General features: G+C 63.4%; 20 protein-coding genes. 7 read left to right on the top strand and 13 right to left on the bottom strand.

The features are described 5' to 3' along the window. Positions 1-10: 10 nt before the first annotated feature. Genes cydB through ACWGS9_RS11445 form a run of 3 tightly spaced genes read left to right on the top strand, consistent with a single transcriptional unit; the run spans position 11 to position 1785 of the window. Entirely contained in the window at positions 11-1165 is a 1155-nt protein-coding gene (gene cydB / locus ACWGS9_RS11455) for a cytochrome d ubiquinol oxidase subunit II (RefSeq protein WP_454505343.1), read from the top strand. Between the two features lie 20 nt (positions 1166-1185). Next, positions 1186-1317, top strand: a complete 132-nt coding sequence (gene cydX / locus ACWGS9_RS11450; RefSeq protein ID WP_135858807.1) for a cytochrome bd-I oxidase subunit CydX — start codon at positions 1186-1188, stop codon at positions 1315-1317. 24 nt (positions 1318-1341) lie between these two features. Further along, entirely contained in the window at positions 1342-1785 is a 444-nt protein-coding gene (locus ACWGS9_RS11445; RefSeq protein ID WP_454505342.1) for a hemerythrin domain-containing protein, read from the top strand. A gap of 13 nt (positions 1786-1798) precedes the next feature. Here ACWGS9_RS11445 and ACWGS9_RS11440 read toward each other — a convergent pair whose 3' ends face one another. The 9 genes from ACWGS9_RS11440 to ACWGS9_RS11400 all read right to left on the bottom strand — a co-directional run bounded on the left by ACWGS9_RS11440 (position 1799) and on the right by ACWGS9_RS11400 (position 11710). Beyond that, entirely contained in the window at positions 1799-2521 is a 723-nt protein-coding gene (locus ACWGS9_RS11440) for a Crp/Fnr family transcriptional regulator (protein WP_454505341.1), read from the bottom strand. Positions 2522-2643: 122 nt separating this feature from the next. Next, positions 2644-3630 carry an ABC transporter permease gene (locus tag ACWGS9_RS11435; protein ID WP_454505340.1) on the bottom strand — a complete coding sequence of 329 codons (987 nt, stop codon included), beginning with the start codon at positions 3628-3630 and terminating at the stop codon, positions 2644-2646. After that, entirely contained in the window at positions 3627-4613 is a 987-nt protein-coding gene (locus ACWGS9_RS11430) for an ABC transporter permease (protein ID WP_454505339.1), read from the bottom strand. The genes ACWGS9_RS11435 and ACWGS9_RS11430 overlap by 4 nt, the downstream gene beginning before the upstream one ends. Then, positions 4610-6154 (bottom strand): sugar ABC transporter ATP-binding protein, encoded by a 1545-nt coding sequence (locus tag ACWGS9_RS11425; protein WP_454505396.1) that lies wholly within the window; start codon positions 6152-6154, stop codon positions 4610-4612. Before ACWGS9_RS11425 ends, ACWGS9_RS11430 begins: the two co-directional genes overlap by 4 nt. 232 nt (positions 6155-6386) lie before the next feature. Then, positions 6387-7421, bottom strand: a complete 1035-nt coding sequence (locus ACWGS9_RS11420; RefSeq protein WP_454505338.1) for an ABC transporter substrate-binding protein — start codon at positions 7419-7421, stop codon at positions 6387-6389. 72 nt (positions 7422-7493) lie between these two features. After that, a complete protein-coding gene (locus ACWGS9_RS11415) occupies positions 7494-8405 on the bottom strand; it encodes a sugar phosphate isomerase/epimerase family protein (protein WP_454505337.1) in 912 nt (303 codons plus the stop codon). A 19-nt stretch (positions 8406-8424) separates the two neighbouring features. Continuing rightward, entirely contained in the window at positions 8425-9960 is a 1536-nt protein-coding gene (locus ACWGS9_RS11410) for a mannitol dehydrogenase family protein (RefSeq protein WP_454505336.1), read from the bottom strand. Next, positions 9957-10739, bottom strand: coding sequence for an SDR family oxidoreductase (locus ACWGS9_RS11405; protein WP_454505335.1), 783 nt, complete (start codon positions 10737-10739; stop codon positions 9957-9959). Before ACWGS9_RS11405 ends, ACWGS9_RS11410 begins: the two co-directional genes overlap by 4 nt. Positions 10740-10810: 71 nt before the next feature. Further along, positions 10811-11710 (bottom strand): MurR/RpiR family transcriptional regulator, encoded by a 900-nt coding sequence (locus ACWGS9_RS11400; protein ID WP_454505334.1) that lies wholly within the window; start codon positions 11708-11710, stop codon positions 10811-10813. 270 nt (positions 11711-11980) lie between these two features. Between ACWGS9_RS11400 and ACWGS9_RS11395 the strand changes: the two genes are divergently transcribed. After that, positions 11981-13165, top strand: coding sequence for a Gfo/Idh/MocA family protein (locus ACWGS9_RS11395; RefSeq protein WP_454505333.1), 1185 nt, complete (start codon positions 11981-11983; stop codon positions 13163-13165). Positions 13166-13216: 51 nt separating this feature from the next. On the opposite strand, the gene ACWGS9_RS11390 is transcribed toward ACWGS9_RS11395, so the two are convergent. The 3 genes from ACWGS9_RS11390 to ACWGS9_RS11380 all read right to left on the bottom strand — a co-directional run bounded on the left by ACWGS9_RS11390 (position 13217) and on the right by ACWGS9_RS11380 (position 17433). Next, positions 13217-15853 (bottom strand): bifunctional diguanylate cyclase/phosphodiesterase, encoded by a 2637-nt coding sequence (locus ACWGS9_RS11390; protein WP_454505395.1) that lies wholly within the window; start codon positions 15851-15853, stop codon positions 13217-13219. A gap of 279 nt (positions 15854-16132) precedes the next feature. Further along, on the bottom strand, positions 16133-16993 hold the full coding sequence (locus ACWGS9_RS11385; protein WP_454505332.1) for a class I SAM-dependent methyltransferase: 861 nt from the start codon (positions 16991-16993) through the stop codon (positions 16133-16135). Positions 16994-17163: 170 nt separating this feature from the next. After that, positions 17164-17433, bottom strand: a complete 270-nt coding sequence (locus tag ACWGS9_RS11380) for a hypothetical protein (protein WP_454505331.1) — start codon at positions 17431-17433, stop codon at positions 17164-17166. Positions 17434-17574: 141 nt separating this feature from the next. On the opposite strand from ACWGS9_RS11380, the gene ACWGS9_RS11375 reads away from it, so the two are divergent. Next, a complete protein-coding gene (locus ACWGS9_RS11375) occupies positions 17575-17991 on the top strand; it encodes an SWIM zinc finger family protein (protein ID WP_454505330.1) in 417 nt (138 codons plus the stop codon). A gap of 4 nt (positions 17992-17995) precedes the next feature. Further along, a complete protein-coding gene (locus ACWGS9_RS11370; RefSeq protein WP_454505329.1) occupies positions 17996-18598 on the top strand; it encodes a hypothetical protein in 603 nt (200 codons plus the stop codon). Between the two features lie 87 nt (positions 18599-18685). Here the strand turns inward: ACWGS9_RS11370 and ACWGS9_RS11365 are convergent, their stop codons facing one another. Continuing rightward, a complete protein-coding gene (locus ACWGS9_RS11365) occupies positions 18686-19198 on the bottom strand; it encodes a nucleoside hydrolase (RefSeq protein ID WP_454505328.1) in 513 nt (170 codons plus the stop codon). 532 nt (positions 19199-19730) lie between these two features. On the opposite strand from ACWGS9_RS11365, the gene ACWGS9_RS11360 reads away from it, so the two are divergent. Continuing rightward, entirely contained in the window at positions 19731-20162 is a 432-nt protein-coding gene (locus tag ACWGS9_RS11360; RefSeq protein ID WP_454505327.1) for a hypothetical protein, read from the top strand. Positions 20163-20260 lie beyond the last annotated feature (98 nt).

Genomic DNA, 20260 nt, shown 5'->3' with positions numbered 1-20260 from the left:
GATCACGACGATGATCGAATTTCTCTTCGACTATGAAACGCTGCGCGTGATCTGGTGGATGCTGCTCGGCGTGCTTCTGATCGGCTTCGCCGCGACCGACGGGTTCGACATGGGCGTCGGCGCGCTGCTGCCCTTCGTGGCCAAGACGGACGCCGAGCGGCGTGTGGCGATCAACACCATCGGCCCGGTCTGGGAAGGCAACCAGGTGTGGTTCATCCTCGGCGGCGGCGCCATCTTCGCGGCATGGCCGGCGCTCTACGCGATGAGCTTCTCCGGCTTCTACCTTGCGATGTTCCTGGTGCTTCTGGCGCTGATCATGCGCCCGGTGGCCTTCAAGTACCGCTCGAAGCGGCCGGATCCGGCCTGGCGCACGCGTTGGGACTGGGCGCTGTTCGTGGGCGGCGCGGTGCCGGCGTTGATCTTCGGCGTCGCCGTCGGCAACACGCTGCAGGGCGTGCCGTTCCACTTCACGCCGGACCTGCGCCCGATCTATGAAGGCAGTCTTTTCGGGTTGCTCAATCCGCTCGCGCTCTATTGCGGCGTGGTTTCGCTCGCCATGCTGGTGACCCATGGCGCGGCCTGGCTGACGTTCAAGGCGGAGGGCAGCGTCGCCGACCGCGCCCGCGCTGTCGGCGCCCGCTCCGCCATAGTCACGGCGGGGCTCTTTGCCGGCGGCGGCGTGCTGGTCTGGCTCGGCCTGCTCGGCGGCTACCGCGTGACGTCGCCAATCGTCTGGGACGGACCGTCAAATCCGCTGGTCAAGACGGTGGTGGCCGATGGCGGCGCCTGGCTGGCGAACTTCCATGCTCACCCGCTGCTCTGGATCGTACCCGCGCTCGGCATCGCCGCGCCATTGCTTGCCGCCGCCGGTTTCCAGGCGCGGCTCGAAGGGTGGACCTTCATTGCCTCGAAGCTCGGCGTTGCGATGATCATCGCCACGGTGGGGCTCGCAATGTTCCCGATCCTGTTGCCATCGAGCAGCAACCCCAGCCATTCGCTCGCGGTCTTCGACGCTTCGTCCAGCCGCACCACGCTGCGCAACATGCTGATCGCCACGGTGATCTTCATGCCGCTGATCCTTGCCTATACCGCCTGGGTGTACAGCGTGCTGTGGGGCAAAGTCGGCGAAAAGAGCGTCGAAAAAGCGGGCTCGTCGGCCTACTGATCCAACCGGAGTTCCTGACCATGTGGTATTTTTCCTGGATACTCGGCCTCGGGCTGGCCGCCTCCGTCGGCATCCTCAACGCGCTCTGGTACGAGCTGCGCACCGTCCGCGAAGAACCCGTCGAGGACACCGTCGCCTTGCCCACGCCTTAAGGCAGGCGTGACGGAGGAGCGATCATGACGGGCGCAAAGTCGGAGCCGTTGCACAATCCGGCGGACATGAGACGGGCGCATGTACAGAAGCTTGCGCTCTGCCACATACTCGAAGGCATTGCCGACGACCTGCCGTCGCGCGTCGACCGGCTCCAGTGTCTGGCCGTGGCGGCCGATCTTTTGCCGTTGCTGCGTGAGTGCCACCGCTTCGAGGAAGAGGTCGTCTTCCCCGCCTTTGCGCGGAGAACCGGCGAGGAAGACACTATCGCGAGGCTCAAGCTCGAGCATCTGGAAGACGAAAGCGCGGCGGCGGATCTCAGCGAGGCGTTGCTTGCCTGCGGCCACGGGCGGCCGATCGAAAATCCGGAGGCGTTCGGCTACATGCTGCGTGCCTTTTTCGAATCGATGCGCCGCCACATCGCCTTCGAGCACGACCATGTGCTGCCCGAGATTCTCGATCACCAATAAAGGGACAAGGGGATCAATCCCCGGCGCGCGCAGCCAAGCGCTCGATGTCGTCGACGATGACGTGGCGGTTGTTCTCGATGCGGATGACATTCTCGCTCCGCAGGCGGGTGATCTGCCGGCTCACCGTCTCCACGGTGAGACCCAGGAAATCCGCGATCTCCGCGCGCGACAGCGGCAGGTCGAAAGCGGCGCCGCGCCGCTCCGGCCCGGCGGCGGGATCGATGTTGCGCACGATCATCAAAAGGAAGCTCGCGATCTTCTCGGAGGCCGTCTTGCGGCCGAGCGCCACCATCCAGTCGCGCGCCTGATCGAGCTCGCGCAGCTTCTGTTCGAGCAGGCGATGCTCGAGATCAGGCTGCTCCTTTATCATGCGCTCCAGCGCCTGGCGTGGGAACGAACACAATTCGACGTCGGTCGCGGCCTCGGCGGAGAGCGTGCTCTCGCTCTGGAAGGGCCTGCCGAGGAAATCGGGTGCGAATTGCAGGCCGACGATCTGCTGGCGGCCGTCGGAAAGCGTCTTGGTTAGTTTCACGACGCCCGAAAGCACGTTCGAGAAGCGCTCGACGCTCCTGGAATCGCCCATCAGTTCCTTGCCGGCCTCGGCCTTGTACCGTTTCGTCGATCTGGCAAGGGCGACAAGCTGCTCAGAGTTGAGCGCGCCGCATATGCCACGATGCCGCGCCTCGCATGAAACGCAGAGCACCGGGACGCCCGCCGTGTGAATGTCTTCGCGCACGATGCAACACCTATAGTGTTCCCTCCGCCTGCCAGCAACGCATGCGGGGGCGCGATAGCGTCGCAGTCCGTGCTTGCAGGCGGCGGAGTGAGCCGAACCTGTCTCGGCCACGTTCGCCGGTTCTACCTGTCCTCGACGATCCGCAAATACGCCGCCGTCACGAACAGCACGATGAAGCCGAACAGGATGCGGCGGCCGCCTTCGGGCATCTGCAGGATGGTGAGCAGTGTGGTCAGCACGGTCAGAATCAGCGCGCCGATGATGGTGCCCATGTAGCCGCCGCGGCCGCCGAAGATCGAGGTGCCGCCGATAACGGCGGCAGCCACCGAAGGCAGCACCAGCGGCTCGGCGAGCGACAGCGAGGGTGCCTTGATCAGGCCGATATAGAGCAGGCCCGTGATGCCGGCGAGCAGGCTGGAGACGATGTAGAGCGCGGTGATCACCTGCCAGTAGCGGACGCCGGACAGACGCGCCGCGCGTTCGTTGTCGCCGACGGCGTAGAGCAGGCGGCCGAAGCCGGTGCGGTTGAGCGTGAAGACGATCAGCACAGCGACCGGCACGAACAGGAGAAGCGCGTTGGGAAAGCCGTAGGTGACGCCGGTGCCCAGCCAGTTGAGGAAATCCGGGATCTTTGCGCCCGAAGCGATCACGGTGCGCTGATAGACCTGCAGGAAGCCGGTGCCGATCAGGCTGGTGCCGAGCGTCATGATCAGCGGGTGCACCCGGAAGACGCCGACGCCGATGCCGTTGACGAGGCCGATCAGCACCGCGGGCAGCATGGCCAGCAGGAAAGCCACCGTCGGATCCTGGTTGACGATCTGGGTCGCCATGATGAAGGCGCTCATCGTCGCCACCGTGCTGACGGAGAGATCGATGCCGCCGGTCAGCATCGTCATGGTCTGGCAGCCGGCGAGGATCGCCAGCGGGATCGCGAATTTCGCCGTGTTGGCGAGCCAGCGCTCGTTGACGATGCCGGGGCGCAGAACCTGCAGGATCACCACGAGAATGATCAGCAGAATGATCAGCGGAATGAGCGGCCGATCGGCCATGAAGCGTTTGATGCGGCGGCCGAACGAGACCGGCTGGGGCAAGGTCGCGATGTCGGTCATGGCGTTGCTCCCACCGGACGGCCGCGGATGGTGATGAAGGCGCCGAACATCACGACCGCAACCATGATCAGGCCTTCGATGATCGCGGTGACGTTCGGATCGATGGCTAAAAGCGTCAGGTCGGTGCGCACCAGCCTGAGCACGAAGACGGCGATGATCGGCCCGAGCAGGCCGCCCTTGCCGCCGCCGAGCGCCACACCGCCCAGCACCACCGCCGCGACGCTGGCAAGCAGATAGGGACCGGGGATCGGCGCGCCGATGCCCGTGCTCATCGTCAGCGCCAGCCCGCCCATGGCTGCGAACAGGCCCGACAGCGCATAGGCGATGATCCTGGTGCGCATCACCGGCACGCCGCTGCGGAAGGCGGCCAGCTCGCTCGAGCCAATGGCGTAGATGGACAGGCCAAGGCGTGAGCGCCGAAGCGGTATCCAGATGATGCAGAGGCAGACAATCAGCACCAGCAGTGCCTTGGGCAGCCAGGCATCGATGGTCTCGGGGACGCCCGGTATCGGCACCGTGCCCGAGATCATCGCCTTCAGCCATTCGGCGGCGGCGCCGCCGGGAGCGCCGAGCACAAGCAGCGCCGCGCCCTGCAGCACGAACAGGGTCGCAAGCGTGACCACGATGTCCGGCACGCGGGTGACGACAATAAGGATGCCGTTCAATGCGCCGAGCACGAACCCCATGGCCAGCACGAACGGCACGACGAACAGCGCATAGTCCTCGCTGGCGCCGTTCATCATCGAGGCTGCCGTCACGCTGGTCAACGCCATCATGGCGGCGACCGAAAGGTCGATGCCGCCGGCGATGACGACGACGGTCTGGGCGGCGACGGCGAAAGCGTAGGGCAAAACAGCCCGTGCGAGCGAGCCGAAGTCGCCGCTGCCATAGCCCGGCTGGATCAGCTTGGTGACGACGAAGAGAAAGATCAGCAGGGCGAACAGGCCGGCGACCCAGCCCTGGTTGCGCAAGAAGCGGCTCATGATGCCGCCTCGGCATTGGAACCGGGTTTCACCTCGGCAAGGATACCGACATCCGCCCTGGCGCCGCGCGGCAGGCCGTAGGCAGCCCGCATCAGCGCAGGCTCGTCGGCAAGCTCGACCGGGAAGGTGTCGACGACGCGGCCGCCGAAGATGACGATGACGCGGTCGCAGACACGCTGCACCTCCTCCATTTCGGATGTATAGAACAGCACCGATTTGCCCTGGCCGGCGAGCTCGCGCAGCAGCTTGTAGATCTCCTGCTTGGTGCCGACATCGATGCCGCGCGTCGGGTCGAAGCAAAGGATGGTGCGGGCGTTCGCCGCGATCCAGCGGGCAATGGTCACCTTCTGCTGGTTGCCGCCGGAAAGGCGCTGCACTTCGCCCTGTGCGCGTGTGTCGATCTGCAATCTGCCGATGGCGCTGGAAACCACCACCTGCTCGCGCCGCATGCGGATCGGGCCCCATTTGCGAAGCGCGGCGCTGAAGGGGAGCGCGATGTTCTCACGCACCGAGCGCTGCATGGCTAGAGCCTCGGCGCGATCGCCCGGCACATAGGCGATGCCGGCCTGGATGGCATCGCTCGGATGCGAGAATTTCACCGGCGCGCCATCGACGTCGATGGCGCCGCCTGTCGGACGAATCGAGCCGGCGAGGGCGGCGAAGAGCTCGTCCTGGCCCTGTCCCTCGAGCGCAAACACGCCGACGACTTCGCCATTGGCGAGATCGAAGGAGACGTCGTTGAGCTTGGTGCCGAGCTGCAGGTTGCGGACCGACAGTCGCGGTCGGCTGCCGACGGCGGCCGCCACATCGCCTGCCGCGCGCGCGGCGACACGTGTCTTGTCGATGCGGGTGCCGAGCATCATCTCGACGATCCTTTCCTCGATGCCCGGTTCGATGTCGACGACACCGACCGTGGAGCCGTCGCGCAGAACGGTGGCGCGGTCGCAGAGCGCGGAAATCTCGACGAAACGGTGCGAAATGAAGATGACGGAGCGGCCGGCGTCGCCTTGGCGGCGCACGACTTCGAGCACCTTCTCGGCGAGGTTTGCGGGAAGTGCGGCGGTCATCTCGTCGAGCAAAAGCACGTCGGGCTCGACGGCGAGCGCGCGCGCCAGGTCGAGCACGCGCAGGATGGCTAAAGGGATGTCGCGCGCGGTATCGCGGATGTCGAGGTTCGGAATGCCGAGCTCGCGCACCCAGGCGCGGAAGGGCTCGACCGGCGTGCCGGTCAGCCGCAGATTGGAAAATACATCGAGATCGGGGATCAGTGCCGGTTCCTGGTAGACCGGCAGCAGGCCGGCGCGCCGGGCGGCGGCCGGCGAGCGGACATCAAGCTGCTTGCCGCGGATCAGGATCCGGCCGGCATCCGCCTTGATCGCCCCGGTCAGGATCTTCACCAGCGTCGATTTTCCGGCGCCGTTGGCGCCCATCAGCGCATGAACTTCGCCAGGCAATACGGACAGCGATGCGTTGCGCAGCGCTGCCACCGCGCCATAATTCTTCGCCACGCCGGTGGCATCGAGGAGAGGGCGTTGCGGCAACGGGTTTGTTGTCAAATCGTGTGGTTCCCGTTCCAGAACTAATGCAGGCGGTTGAAGCAGTGACTTCCCCTTCTCCCCTGGTGGGAGAAGGTGTCGCCGAAGGCGACGGATGAGGGGTGTTCCAGGGAACACTGACGTCTCACTCCGCTGGAACACCCCTCATCCGTCTCGGCGCTGTCGCGCCGATCCACCTTCTCCCACAAGGGGAGAAGGCAGAAGGGCGTCTCATCCCTTATTCGCCGGGCCCCTTGCAGGCGACGATCTGGTCCTTGGTGTAGGTGGTCCAGTTCGGGATCGAGATCGAGACCGGCCATTCCGGGCTGAGCGACGGGTCGGCGGCCGCTTTCAGCTTGGCCTTGCCCCCGTCGGTGGCGTTGTCCCACAGCTGAGGGTCGACCAGAACGGTCTGCTGTGCCGGCTTCTTGCCGTCGAGGATCTGCAGGGCGAGCGTCACGCCAGCGCCGCCAATCGAGCCGGGGTTGGTGACGGCGGCGCCGACCAGACCCTTGACCGTGTTCAACTGGCCGACGAAGCCGGCATTGTCGGCGCCGACGACCGGCACCATGGGCGCCTGCTGTTCGACCAGCGCATCGACGATGACGTTGTCGATTCCGGAAGTCCAGATGCCGTTGATCGGCGTGCCGGTGGCGAGGAAGGACAGGATCTGCTGCTTGGCCTGATCCTGCTGCCAGCCGGTGAACACTTCCTGCGCGACCTTCACGTCAGGGAATTCGGCCAGCGCCTTCTTGAAGCCCTTGTCGCGATCGCTGTCGGCCGATGCGCCAGCGGCGCCGCGCATGTAAAACACCTCGCCCTTGCCACCCATCTGCTGGAACAGCCACTTGGCGCCGAGATAGGCATATTGTTCCTGGTTGTTGGAAATGATGTAGGCGGACGGCTCGGTCACCGCCTGGTCGACGGCAACGACGACGATGCCGGCCTTGGTCGCTTCCTCGAGGCCGGCCTTGATGCCGGCCGGATCGGCTGGATTAACGACGATGGCGTCGACCTTGGCGCTGATCAGGTTGCGGATATCCTCGAGCTGGCCGGCGGCGTCGGTGTTGCGGTGGGCGATGTTCAACTTCGCCACTTCGCCGGAAGCGAGCGCCTGCGCCTTCATCGCGCAGACCATCTCCTCGCGCCAGCCATTGCCCTGCACGGTGTTGGAAATGCCGATCGTGTACTTGCCGGCAGCGACAGAGGCGCCCACCGAAGCAAGCAAGGCGGCGCCCGCAAATAGCGAAGCCACGGTCAGATGTTTTTTCATTTCAGTACTCCTCCACATTTGATTTTTCAGTTCTGTCTCAGGGCGCCGACGCGATCGGAGCCAAGCTTTTCGTCATTTGATGAAGGGGCGCAGCACGTCGCGGGCAAGCAGGAAGCCGCGCTTGACCTTTTCATCCGTCCCCTCGAAGCGCCGGTCCTCATGCTCGATGATGACCGGTCCGTCATATCCGGCCCGGTAAAGGCCGGAAAAAATCCTGCTCCAGTCGATGTCCCCAAGCCCCGGCATGCGCGGCACCTGCCAGCCTATGCCAGCCGAAAGGATTCCGCGCTCATACAAACCATCATGATCAATCATCAGGTCCTTGGCATGCACATGCAGCATGTTCTTGCCGAACTCGCGGATGAAGCGCTCCTTGTCGATCATCTGCCAGACGAGATGCGAGGGATCGAAGTTCATGCCGACATCGCCGCCCCAGGCTTCCAGGATGCGGCGCCAGACATAGGGCGAGTAGGCGATGTTGTGCCCGCCCGGCCATTCGTCATAGCTGAAGATCATCGGGCAGTTCTCGAAAGCGAGCTTCACGCCATGCTCGCGGGCATGGGCGATGATCGCCGGCCAGACTTTCCGCGCGTCTTCCCAGTTTGCGTCGACGGTCTTCGAGGCGTCGCCGCCGCAGAAAGTGTTGACCAGCGGCACATCCATGTTGCTCGCCAGCACGATCACCTTCTTCAGATGATCGATCACCGCCTCGCGATGCGCCCGGTCGGGATGCAAGGGGTTGGGGTAGAAGCCGAGGCCGGAGATGGTTACGCCTCTGCCGGCAAGCTCGGCGGCGATGTCCTTGGCCTTTGCGGCCGGGACATCCACGTCGATGTGGCTGGTGCCGGCATAGCGACGGCTTGCCCCGGACGTCTTAGGCCAGCAGGCGATTTCCAACGCTTCGAAGCCGACCGAGCGCGCCCAGTCGACGATTTCGCCGAGCGGCGTATCCGGAAACGGTGCTGTCAGCAGTCCAAGCTTCATGATCCCTCCCAGTTCCTAACTATGCAGATCGCGCAGGCTGCTTCAACCGCGCATCTGCCGGCTCAGCGCATACTTGTCTGACAAAGCCCATCGGATCGTTCGAGAGCAGGCCATCGAGACCGGCGACGACATGCGCTCGGAATGTCGCGTTGGCAGCGAGTGTCGGGTCGAAGATGGCCTCGATTGCTAGGATCGCATCGGCGAGCGTCTTGCTGTTCAAACCCACGCGGTCGGCGATGGCTGCGACCCTTTCGGCAAAGGGGTCGGACACCTGCCAGGCGCGGCCGAAACGCGCGGAAGCCTTGATCAGATAGGCCATCCAGCCGGCAACAGGCACCGAGAGGAGCGCGATGCTCTCGCCCTTCGCCAGGCGGTCGCGGATCGGGTTGAGCAGACGCTGCACGATCTTCTGCGAGCCGTCGGTGGCGATCTGGTGGTTGCGGTGGCGGATCGCCGTGTTGGTGAGGCGCGAAAGGCTCTGCTCGAGATAGGCCGCCGGCGCCATGCCGGGCACACTCATCAGCGTCGGCAGCGTCTCCTCGGTCAGCATGCGGTGGACGAAACGAGCCAGAAGCGGGTCGGCGATAGCATCCGAAGTGTGCTCGAAGCGGCCCAAAACGCCGAGATAGGAGAGCGTCGTCTGGGCGCCGTTCAGCACCCGCATCTTGAGATGCTCGAACGGCGTGACGTCATCGACGAAACTGGCGCCGACGCGATCCCAGCGTGGCACGCGGCCGGCGAAGCGGTTCTCGATCACCCATTGGCGGAAGCGCTCGCCGACGACGACGGCGCCGTCATGGTAGCCGAAGCCCTTCTCGACCGTATCGATGTCGGCCGCGGTCGTCGCCGGGGCGATACGGTCGACCATGGCCGAAGGGAAGGCGACATTGGCTTCGATCCAGTCCGCCAGCTTCCTGCCGCGCCGTTCGACGAATGCCCGCACGACATTGCCGAGGATGATGCCGTTGGCCGGGATGTTGTCGCAGGACAGCAGCGTCACCGGCCGGCCATGCGAAGCCATGCGCAGTTCCAGCGCCCTTGCCAGAATGCCGGGCACGCTGCGTGGCGTCTCCGGATTGGCGAGATCGTGCGCGATGTCGCGATGGTCGAGGTCGAGCGCGCCGCTCGACGGGATGTGGCAATAGCCCTTCTCGGTCACCGTCATCGTGACCATCTCGATGTCAGGCGAGGCGAGCACGTCCAGCGCCGGCGCCGCACTGTCCTGACTGTCGACGATGCGGACGATGCTGCCGATGACGCGGGGCTCCATCTCGTCGTTCTGGCGGATGAGGCGCGTGTAGAGGCCGCTCTGTTGCCCAAGCGTCCCGGCAAGCAGAGGCGGCCGTATGTTGATGCCGACCAGTCCCCAGCGGTCGAAACGGATTGCCAGGAGGTCGTCGGTGTATTCGGCCTGATGGCAGCGGTGGAAGGCGCCGACGCCGATATGAGCGATCCCGGGCTTCAGCGCGGCGCGATCGTAAGCCGGCTCGCGGACCTCGGACGGCAGGCGGCCGAGCAGGGCAGGGCCGAGGCTTTCGGGCGGCGACGCGCTCACCGGTTGGCCCCGATCACCCATTGCTCCTGGTCGACCAGCGTGCCGGTCATCGGACCGGCCGCGTCGGAAAGCAGGAAGACGGCAAGGTTGGCTATGTCGATAACGGAGAACAACCGGCCGAAGGGTTGCATCGCATTGGCCGCGTCAAGCCAGCCCGGACCCTGACCGAGCGTGTCGGCCTGCATGGTGCGTTCGGCCGGCGTGTCGGTCCAGCCGACATTGATGCCGTTGACACGGATGCGGTCGAAGCGATGCGCATTGGCGGCGTTCTTGGTCAGCGTCGCCAGTGCGCCCTTGGTGGCGGAATAGACGGCGAGGTCCGGCGAGCCGCAATGCGCGTTGATCGACAGGATGTTGACGATGGCGCCGCCCTGTCTGCGCTTCTTCATGTCGGCGATCGCCGCCTGCATCAGGAAGAAGGGCGCGCGGGCGTTGACGGCAAACACCGACGACCAATCGTCGAGCGTGGCATCGATGAAAGAGGCGCGATCGGTCAGACCGGCGGCGTTGACCAGGCCGTCGATGCGGCCGAAGCGTTCGATGCAGGCTTGTGTCAGGCGCGGCGGGGCTTCGGGATCGCCGAGGTCGGCAGCAGCGAAGGCGGCGGCAGTGCCCATCGCCGAGAGCTCGGCAGCGGCAGCGTCGCCGCGCTTCTGGTCCCGGCCGGTGATCAGCAGTCCGGCAGCGCCCGAGCGCGCGGCGATCTCGGCGATCGCCCGGCCGATGCCTTGCGTCGCGCCGGTGACCAGCACCACCTTTCCGTCGAGACGAACCTCCATTCCTCCTCCCGGAACAAAGTTTCTATTTTTTCAAATATGGAACGACAGTTCCCGATAGTCAATTGCTCCGGTCAGCCTGTCCGCTGCGCGACGACGCCGTGGACCAAGGCCATGCCGACGGCCAGCGAGGCGGCAAGCGAACGGAAACCACCAAAGTCCTGCTCGACCACTTCCAGCCAGGTGTCGGAGAGTTTTACCAGCGGCGAAAAGGTGCTGTCGGTGATGGTGACGATGCGCGCCTTGCGCTCATGCGCGACGGCGACGAGGTCGGGCGTGATCGAATTGTAAGGGCTGAAGGAGACCGCAAGCACCGCGTCGCGCTGGCTTATGCAGCCGACCTGGTCGAGCGCGGTCGAGCCGACATTGTCGACCAGCACATTGCGCACGCCCTGCTGCGAAAGTGTAAGAGACAGATAGGTGGTGACGGGGAAGGCACGCTTGCTGCCGATCACATAGATCAGCTCCGCCGCCGCCAGATGGTCGATCATCGTCTCGAAACTGTCGATGTCGAATGTGTTACCGATGCGCCCGAGCGAGGCCTGCGAGGCGCCGACCAGGCCGTTGAGGAAATGCAGGTGTGCGTTGGGTTCCGCCGCCTTTTCCTGGCTGCCTTGCGTATCCGGCCAGGAGCCTTTCATGCGGTCCTTGAACAGGAGCTGGAAATCGGAAAAGCCGGAATAGCCGAAGATCTGCGCGAAGCGCACCAGCGTCGAGGGCTGCACGCCGGCCTGATCCGCCACCTGCGCGATGGTGCCCAGCGCTACCTCGCTCGGATGCTGCCAGAGGAAGATCGCGACCTGACGAAGCCGTTTCGGAAAATGCACCGTGCCTGACGAAAGCACCGCCCGCAATTCTTCGTAGGTTTGCGGCTTGGTGTAACCCAGCGCCGCCAGCGAGCGGCTTCGCTTTCTCGCCGCCGTCTCCAGGCTATGGGCAGACGGTTCGTCGGTCGCTCCGTGATGGTCGCTCATAGGATATGCCTCATTGTGATCCCAACCATCGGAAGCGTCATCCGATCCCTACCCTCCGGATGCGGCCCGCTTGCTGAAGCATGATCTTTTCCGAAAACCGGTTCCCACTTTTCGGGATCATGCTCTAGCTGGACCTGTGCAAAAAGCTAACGCGGCACAATCGTTTTACAAAACAAAAAATAGAAATATCATTCGAAAACAATAGTGGTCCGTTGCGGCAAATACCGGCGCCGACCTCTACAGCGAACCTTGGGGAGAATAATCGCAATCATGGTCTATGCAACCGCCGATGGTATGTCGCGTCAACGTCTCCGTGTCGGCATGGTCGGAGGCGGCCGCAATGCCTTCATCGGCGCCGTGCATCGGCTGGCCATGCGGCTCGATGACCAGATCGCGCTGGTCGCGGGCGCGCTGTCCTCCGATCCGGGCAATGCCGCGGCCTCCGCCGCCGAGATCGGCATCGCGCCCGAGCGCAGCTATGCCGACTACCACGCCATGGCGAAAGCCGAAGCGGCAAGGCCGGACGGCATCGAGGCGGTGGTCATCGTCACGCCCAACCATCTGCATGCGCCGATCGCGACCGCCTTCCTCGAAGCCGGCATCGACGTCATTTGCGACAAGCCGCTGTCTACGACGCTTGGCGAGGCGCAAGCGCTGGTGGCGCTGACCAAAGCGAGAAAGCGACGCTTTGTCGTCACGCTCAACAATACCGGCTACGCCATGGTGCGCCAGGCGCGCGAGATGGTGGCGGCGGGCGAGCTTGGCCGCATCGTGTCCGCGCACGGCGCCTACATCCAGGACTGGCTGACCAAGCCGATCGACGCCGAAGGCCAGAAGCAGGCGGAATGGCGCACCGACCCGGCGCGCGCCGGGCAATCGGCGGTGCTCGCCGATATCGGCGTTCACGCCTTCAACCTCGCAAGCTTCGTCTCCGGTTTCGAGGCCGAGGCGGTTTCCGCCGATCTCTTCACGGCCGTGCCGGGGCGGCGGCTCGACGACAACGCGCATGTCTTGCTGCGTTGGACGGGCGGAGCGCGCGGCACGATCCTCGCCAGCCAGACCTCGCCCGGCCACTACAACGATCTCTCGGTGCGCATCTATGGCGAGAAGGCCGGTCTCGAATGGTCGGGCTCGCGGCCGGAGGAACTGCGCTTCTCGCCCTATGGCGAGGAAACGCGCACGCTGGTGCGCGGCGGCCATGGCTCGACAGCGGAGGCTCGGCGCGTGTCACGCATGCCGGCCGCGCATCCGGAGGGTTACATCGAGGCCTTCGCCAATTTCTACCGCGACGCCGCCGACATCATCCGCGCGCATCGCTCGGGCGGAGCGGTCGATGCGGGGCGCGTGGCGCAGGTGCCCGATGTCGTCGATGGCGCGCGCGGCGTGAAGTTCGTGGTGGCGGCGGTGGAGTCGAACGCGGCGGGTGGGGCGTGGACGGCGGCGAGGTTCGGGTGAGGCATGCGAACCGCGCCGCAAGCGAATGGCGGCCGGAGATTTCGAACAGGATCAACTTGCGACGCGCAACCGACGAGAACGAACAAAGCTCCTCAATCCTTCGGGATCCATCGCGCGCCCGAATGCGTAGCCTTGCAATATGTCGCAGCCTAGCCCCTTGAGCAGACGTGCGTGCTTCATCGTTTCCACGCCTTCAGCAATAATTTCGATACCCAGGGATTTGCCGATCTCGATGATCGAGGAGACGACTTGCCTTTGCTGCGGCGAGTTCACGATAGGATCCACCAACTGGCGATCTATCTTCAAGCGGCGCGGTTGCAATTTGAGCAAACTGACAATGGACGCATAGCCGGTGCCAAAATCGTCAATTTCGATGTCGATGCCGAGTTGCTTGATCTGCTCGACGTTCCACGTGACCAGATCGTCGTTGTCGTCGAGGAAGATCGATTCGACGAGCTCAAAGGAAAAGGTTCCCTTCCTGATGTTGAGGTCCCGCAAGCTTTTCAGGAGTTGCTCATCCTGCAGGCGCCGCGCCGAAACGTTGACTGACACGCGCGGAATGCCAATCTTCTCGGCGGACCACGCTTCGAAATCCAGTAGCGATTGCTGGAGGACTTTCCGGTCTATCACCGAGACGACGTTCAGTTCTTCGGCAGTCTTCAGGAAGACCTCAGGCGCCAGAATTCCCCTCTCTGGATGTTTCCACCGCGCCAGCGCTTCAACGCCCACGATCTCCAGCGTCTTCGCGTCAAATTGAGGCTGGTAGAATGCGACGAATTCGTTTCGCTCGAGACCGGCCAGAATCTCGTCGGCTATTCTCTTCGTGTTGACGATTTCGCTTTGCAGCTCGCCACTGAAGAATTCATGCCGGTTGCGGCCCCGCCGCTTTGCCCGGTAGAGCGCGATATCGGCGTTCACCAGCAACTGCCTGGCATCGGCATCTTTACCATTGTCGATCGCAATTCCGACGCTGACGCCGAAACGGCATTGGTGGCCGTGGTAGTAAACGGGTCTGCGCATCTGTTCGATAATGCGGTCGGCAAGCACGGCCGCCTGGCCGACATCGTCATGCACCGTGCAGAGCACGATGAATTCGTCTCCTCCAACCCGAGCGACGAAACCGCGGTCGCCGACATTGGACTGGAGAACGGATGATGCGTGCACCAGCATTGCGTCGCCCGCCGCGTGGCCGAGCGTATCGTTGATATGCTTGAAGCGGTCCAGATCGACGTGAAGCAGCGCCGCGTAGCCACCGCTGAGCCTGGCCTTTGCCGCATAGTCTTCCAGTACCTGGTCCAGGTAACGCCGATTGGGCAAATCCGTCAGCGAATCGTGCAGGGCGACGTGTTCTATGCGCGCCTTGGCAGATTCAAGTTCCGTATTTTTCGACTCGGTCAGCTGTTTTGCGCGAACCAGATCGGTGTTCAGCAAAACGTCTGCCGTCACGTCCCACTCCGCGCCGACCATTCGCGGCGAATTGCTTGCGGTCTGGTAGAAGATCGCCCTGGAGCGGACGTGACGAATTTCGCCGTCCGGACGGACAATCCGGTATTCCGATGAATATGTGCCCCGCTCGGCCGCGGCCTTGTCGAAGTCTGCAAGCGCACCCGGCAGATCGGCAGGATGAATCGCCCCGGCCCAGTCCCGATATCCGCGTTCCCCGCCATCGGCCTCTCTGCCGTATATTTCGTTGACACGATCGTCCCACGCGAGGTGATTGGTCTCGAGGTCATGCTCCCACACTCCGATGGCCGACGCCTCCAGAGCAAGTTCCAGCCGTCGCGACAGCCGGTTCAGTTCCCAGTAGTTACGCTGTCTTTCATTGATCAGGCGGCCCGCTGCCAGGAAGGGAATCAAAATCAGCGCCGCTGCTGCCGCCATGATCGCCCGGAGCCGCCAGGCGTTGGCGGGTGTGGCGGGCCAACCGCCCTTGGGAACAGCAGCGATCTGCCAGGAGCCTGATGGAAAAAGAACGTCGGCCATCACCGGATCGCTTTTGACGACCCGTTCGCTACCGAAGAACTGCATTCCTTTCTCACCAAGGGCGTCATTGCCGATGAGGGCGATGTCGATCCCGAGATTCTTGTCGAGAAGACCGCTCGCCTGGTAGAGGCGCTGCACGTCGACGACAGCGGAAACGATGCCCCAGAACCGTTCGGTGTTGCCCGCGCTTTTAACGAATACCGGAAATCGGCCGATGAACGCCTGTCCTCCTTGCGCCAGATCGACCGGGCCGGCGAGAATGAGCTTGCGCTCGTCGCGCGCACGCAGCGCCGCCGCACGCTGCTGGTCGTTCTTGCGGTAATCGAGGCCGATGGCTTTCTCGTTGCCGGCCATCGGGTACATCAGGGAAATGACCAGGTCGGGCGCGCCGGCAATGTTGCGAAGCTGGGACTCTTCGTTGAACAGTCTGCTGGCAAGCTCAGCGAAACGTTGCTGTCCCATGTAGGGTTCGGTCGTGACTGCCGCGACCAGTCCTCGCGCCAGCTGAAGGTTGCCGTTGATCTTCCCTTCGAGCTTGGCACGAACGACATTGACCTTGGCCAGGACGTCCGCGCGGTCGACCTGATCCGAAACGATCTTGTTTTGATGGTCGGCGAACACCGCGCAAACGGCAATAACCGCAACCGCGATCGCCACCGGAATCCTCGCCGGTGAAAAAACGCCCCCCTTCACGCGGGCGAACATATCGGCGAAAAAAGCCAATAAAGCGTGGTTCCCTGTGCTTTCAGGCTCTCGGAGCGAGCCTCGCCGAGGAAATATTAGTTCGCAATAACTTAATTTTAGCCTTCACGATCTTTAAAAATTTTCCGCCGTCGGACACTGGTGCGCGCAGAACGCACCAGAACTTGCCGTATGCGAAATTAAAGCGCGTCGCGCTGAAACGGATTCAGGCGACGCGCTTTAAGTCCTTGTTTTTATGCATGTCGTTGTCCCAGAACCGCGTACACTTCTGGGCGACATGCATTAGTGGCTATCGACCTTCTTCTGGACGACCCGATACGTCCCGACACCGCGCTTGGTTGCCCCGATTGAATAGGCCATCGGAATCTTGGGAGCGTTGTCGGGAAGGCCGTACATATCCTTGCCGGCCCTTACCGCGAATGAAAAGTGCTGCCAGGAAACTGTGTCGTGCTCGTTGAGGAAATCGAGTGATAGCCCCGCAGCGATCAAGGCGTTCACCACGTCGCTGATCGGATGAATCCATTCGTAGTAGCGAGGATGCTTCAAGGTGCGCTCGTCGCCGGTATAGGTCAGCTTCTCGTTCCAGACGAGCGGTCGCGCTATAGGCGTTCGCCAATCGTCCTTCAACTCGAGCGCGGCAGCCTTGCGGTTGCACTGGAACATCAAGGGATGGCCTTCGGCCATATAGAGCCGGCCGCCGGGCCGCAAAAGATCGGCTACCACTCGGGCCCAACGGAAGACATCGTCGAGCCAGTTCACCGATCCCCAGGTGACGTAGACGATGTCATAGGTCCGGTCGAGCGCTTCGACAGCCTCGTATAGCGGCGCTTCGACGAAACGGACGTCGCTGCCCGCCTTGGAGGCGAAATCTCGCGCCGCAGCGATTGCCTTTGGTGAAAAATCCAGGCCCGTCACGCTGCCAGCGCCGAGATTCCTCAGGCTGATCGTGTCGAGCCCGATGTGACATTGCAGATGGACGATGTCCTTGCCGAAAATGTCACCAACCTCGCGCGTTTCCAGCTCATAGAGGTTGGATCCACCAGACAGCACATTCTCGATGCGGTAGCTGCCCGTTCTGTCGGTCGCGTGCAACTCGGCGCGATCATCCCAATTCAGGAGATTTGCGTCCAGAAACGGTTCCAAATTGCCCCCGATCTCAGCCGCCGCAGGGTTAACAGCTGGTTAATAGACATTGCAGCGAGAGCGGATGAGCGTCAATCCCGGATGTCGTATCCGCGTGGCGCAACGCGGCACGATGACAATGCTCCGCACTTGACCGGAGTTGCGCGCTGGCCGTCGGAACGCCGCATAGGCTAGCCCTTGATCACCAGCCGACGGTCGAATCGACGAAGAAGCGCTGGAGGAAGGCGAACAGGATCAGTGGCGGCGGCACGGCGAGCGTGGCGCCGGCCATCACCCAAGCCGGTGTTGACGGCGCCGCGATTGTAGCTGAGCAACCGGCTCAGGCTGATGACGATTGGATAGGCGTCAGCATTGCCCTGCAGCACGGTGAGCGGCCAAAGATAGCTGTTCCAGTGATAGACGAAGGCGAAGAGCGCAAGTGCTGCGATCGCCGGTGCCATGCCACGATCGCGGTGTGATGTTCGTGGCGGCGGTGGTGGAGTCGGCCGGGGGGCGTGGACGCCGGCGCGGTTTGGGTGAGGGCGAGCCAGCCACGTACTTGACGAGTTGAGGCAGGTGCCTACGATCGCTTACAGGCTGTCATGGAAGAGTCGGTGCTGGGAAGAATGAACTCGAGCCTGAGGCGCTTCGACGTCGCCGCCTTGCGCAAGCTCGCAGGCGAAAAGGTATTTGCGCGCGGCGAAGCTTATCATCTCAACGGCCATGTGGAGATACTCTCCATCGACAGCTGGCGCGCGCTTGCGCAAGTTGCCGGCAGCGAGGAATACCGCACGGAAGTTACCGGACGAGACTTCGAAATCGCGGGAAGCTGTTCTTGCCCGGCCTTCGGGGACACGGGATTCTGCAAGCATATGGTCGCGGTCGCCTTGGCGCGGAATGCTGAAAACCGCCGGGACGGACGCGGAAGGGATCCGACAATACCTGCGGTCGAAAGGCCCCGATACGCTGGTCAGCTCCGCTTAAGGAGCAAACGCAACTTGATGAAGCTCTTGGGATGAACCCATGCGGCGGTCCGAGATCGAAAGCCAGAATCGTTATCTTCTGAAAAGACAGCACGAGTTCCGCATGGCGGCCGATGTCGTCGCGAAGGCCTGGATGGCATTCCCTGAGATACAGGCGATTGCTGTCATTGGCTCGGTGGCGAAGCCGCTCTGGAAGGAGATCCCCAGATTCAGCGAGTTCCGTCGCGCAGGCATCGAGGTCTGGCACGAGTGTGGCGATCTCGACTTGGCTGTCTGGGTCGATTCGCAGCAGCGGCTTGGCGAGTTGCGCCGCGCCGGCGCCGCGGCGCTGCGGCAGGCGTTCGAGGCGGGCGTAGGCATCAGTATCGTCAGCAATCAACTCGACATCTTCCTGTTCGAGCCCGTAAGTGACCGCTACCTCGGCCGGCTCTGTTCCTTCAGCCAGTGTCCGAAAGGAAAGCACGACTGCCTGGTTCCCGGTTGCGGTGCGGTGCCCTTCAACAAACGCATCGCGGATTTCCAGCCTGGCACCGACCTGCTCGCGCCAATCGACTATTCGACGCTCTACCAGCGGGACGTTGGCCTGCTGCGCTCCGCGCTTGAATTGCCCAACGTCGATGATGGCAGCGCATCTGCGAAATGATAGGGACGGAGGCTCAAGGCGGGCTACCGTCTGGAGATCCAGGGTTCTTCCGCCTCGATCGCCACCTTTGCGTGCCGGCGCCCGGAACTATAGCAGCCTTAGCCTTTGGTCGATGAGCTGGAACAGCCGCTCGTCGTCCACCTCGGTTGTCACGTGGCAAACCGGCAGGCCATCGGCGGCGCCGTTCTCAACCAGCTTTGCCCACGTGCGGCCATAAGCGCCGGATTGATCGCAATCGACGGCGATCACCGCATCCGCGCCTTCGAACAGGGTGCGGTCGATAAGGAAGGCGGTCACGCAAGGGTCGTGCAGGCTGGCGTCGCCGCTGCCATAGTGGCGCATCATGGCTATTGCCGTTCTCATGATCGGGGTGGCGTCGCGCTCGAGCTGGTCGAACCGCGCCTTTGTCAGTGTTGCATGGCGCGTCACATCGAGGCCGAACATTGTCATCGGGATACCAGACGGCAGCACAACCTGCGCGGCGTGCGGGTCGATCCATATGTTGAACTCGGCGTCCGTCGCTGTGTTGCCGGGGGCTCGGCGGCTTCTTCGGGACGCTCGGCGGCCCACTCGGTCGCCTTGATCGTGGCGCGCATCCACTTCTTGGCGATATCGCCATGGTCGGCGAGATAGGCCAGCGCTGCATTGTTGCGGAATGCTTGGGCGGCGCGTCATTCTCATCGGGATTTGGGATCGGCTCCTCGTCGGGCAGCCGATCCGGATCCGGCTCGCGCATCGGCTTCGGTTCAGGGATGGGCGGCGGCGTGGGCACCGGCGTCGGAGACGGGTCCGGATTGGGGAGAATGGCCATCGCGTTTTCCTTCCGCTCGGTGCCTCGGCAAGCTCTGCTGCGATCCCAACATGAGGGATGTCCTGCCCGACCTGAAATGATGCCCGACCTGAAATGATGGAGGTGATCGCCGCATTCAGACGCTTCGTCGGGAGCGATCGGCGGCGCAAGCTGGCAGAACGGTCGCGCCCGCGGATGGTTCCAGCACGATCTGGCCGCGCGCTGGCGGCGACAAGTAACGATCAAATGATTCTGCGCGCCTGTTTCGGCTCTTGCCGGCGTCGGTCGGCGCCTTAGTTCCCATTGCGGGCGGGTGATCATCTGTCGAGACAGGAGACGGCCGTGAAGCACCAAACCCTTGACCAAATCAACGCCGTTGCCGACGTTCAAGCCGAAGCACCGGCTCTCATCGCCAATCGCGGTCAGCGCCTCGAGCGCTGGGCGCAACTTCTCGAACAAAGTCCGAGCCGCCTCACGGCGCTCGCAGGCACCGAATACACCTCACCCGACATGCGTGAAAGAATGCGTACCGACGGATCGGCGATCGCCGTCGCTTTCGCGGATCCGATCTTTCGCGCGCAAGGCTTGCACGACGACACTTACGGCGAAGCCAAGCGCTTCTTCGAAATGAGCGACTGGCAGCTGCATGAGGTCGTCTGCCATTGCCATGTCGGCGCCAACATGCCGGCACGCTGGGCGGCGTCGCGGGTGCGCGCGGCGATCTCTCCGGGCGCAGGCATTCTTGCCTGGCTGAGAGCGGTGTTCATGTATTAGCCGTGTCACAATGCACGGGACCGCACCGGTTCGAGATCTTGCTGGGAGCGACGGAGACCAGACTGGTTCTCCGCACTCCCTTTTTCCTGTGCTGCGGC

Source organism: Mesorhizobium sp. Arg314 (genome assembly GCF_053714275.1).
The sequence above is the reverse complement of the archived record's forward strand: the minus strand, read 5'-3'. Positions and strand labels throughout refer to the sequence as shown.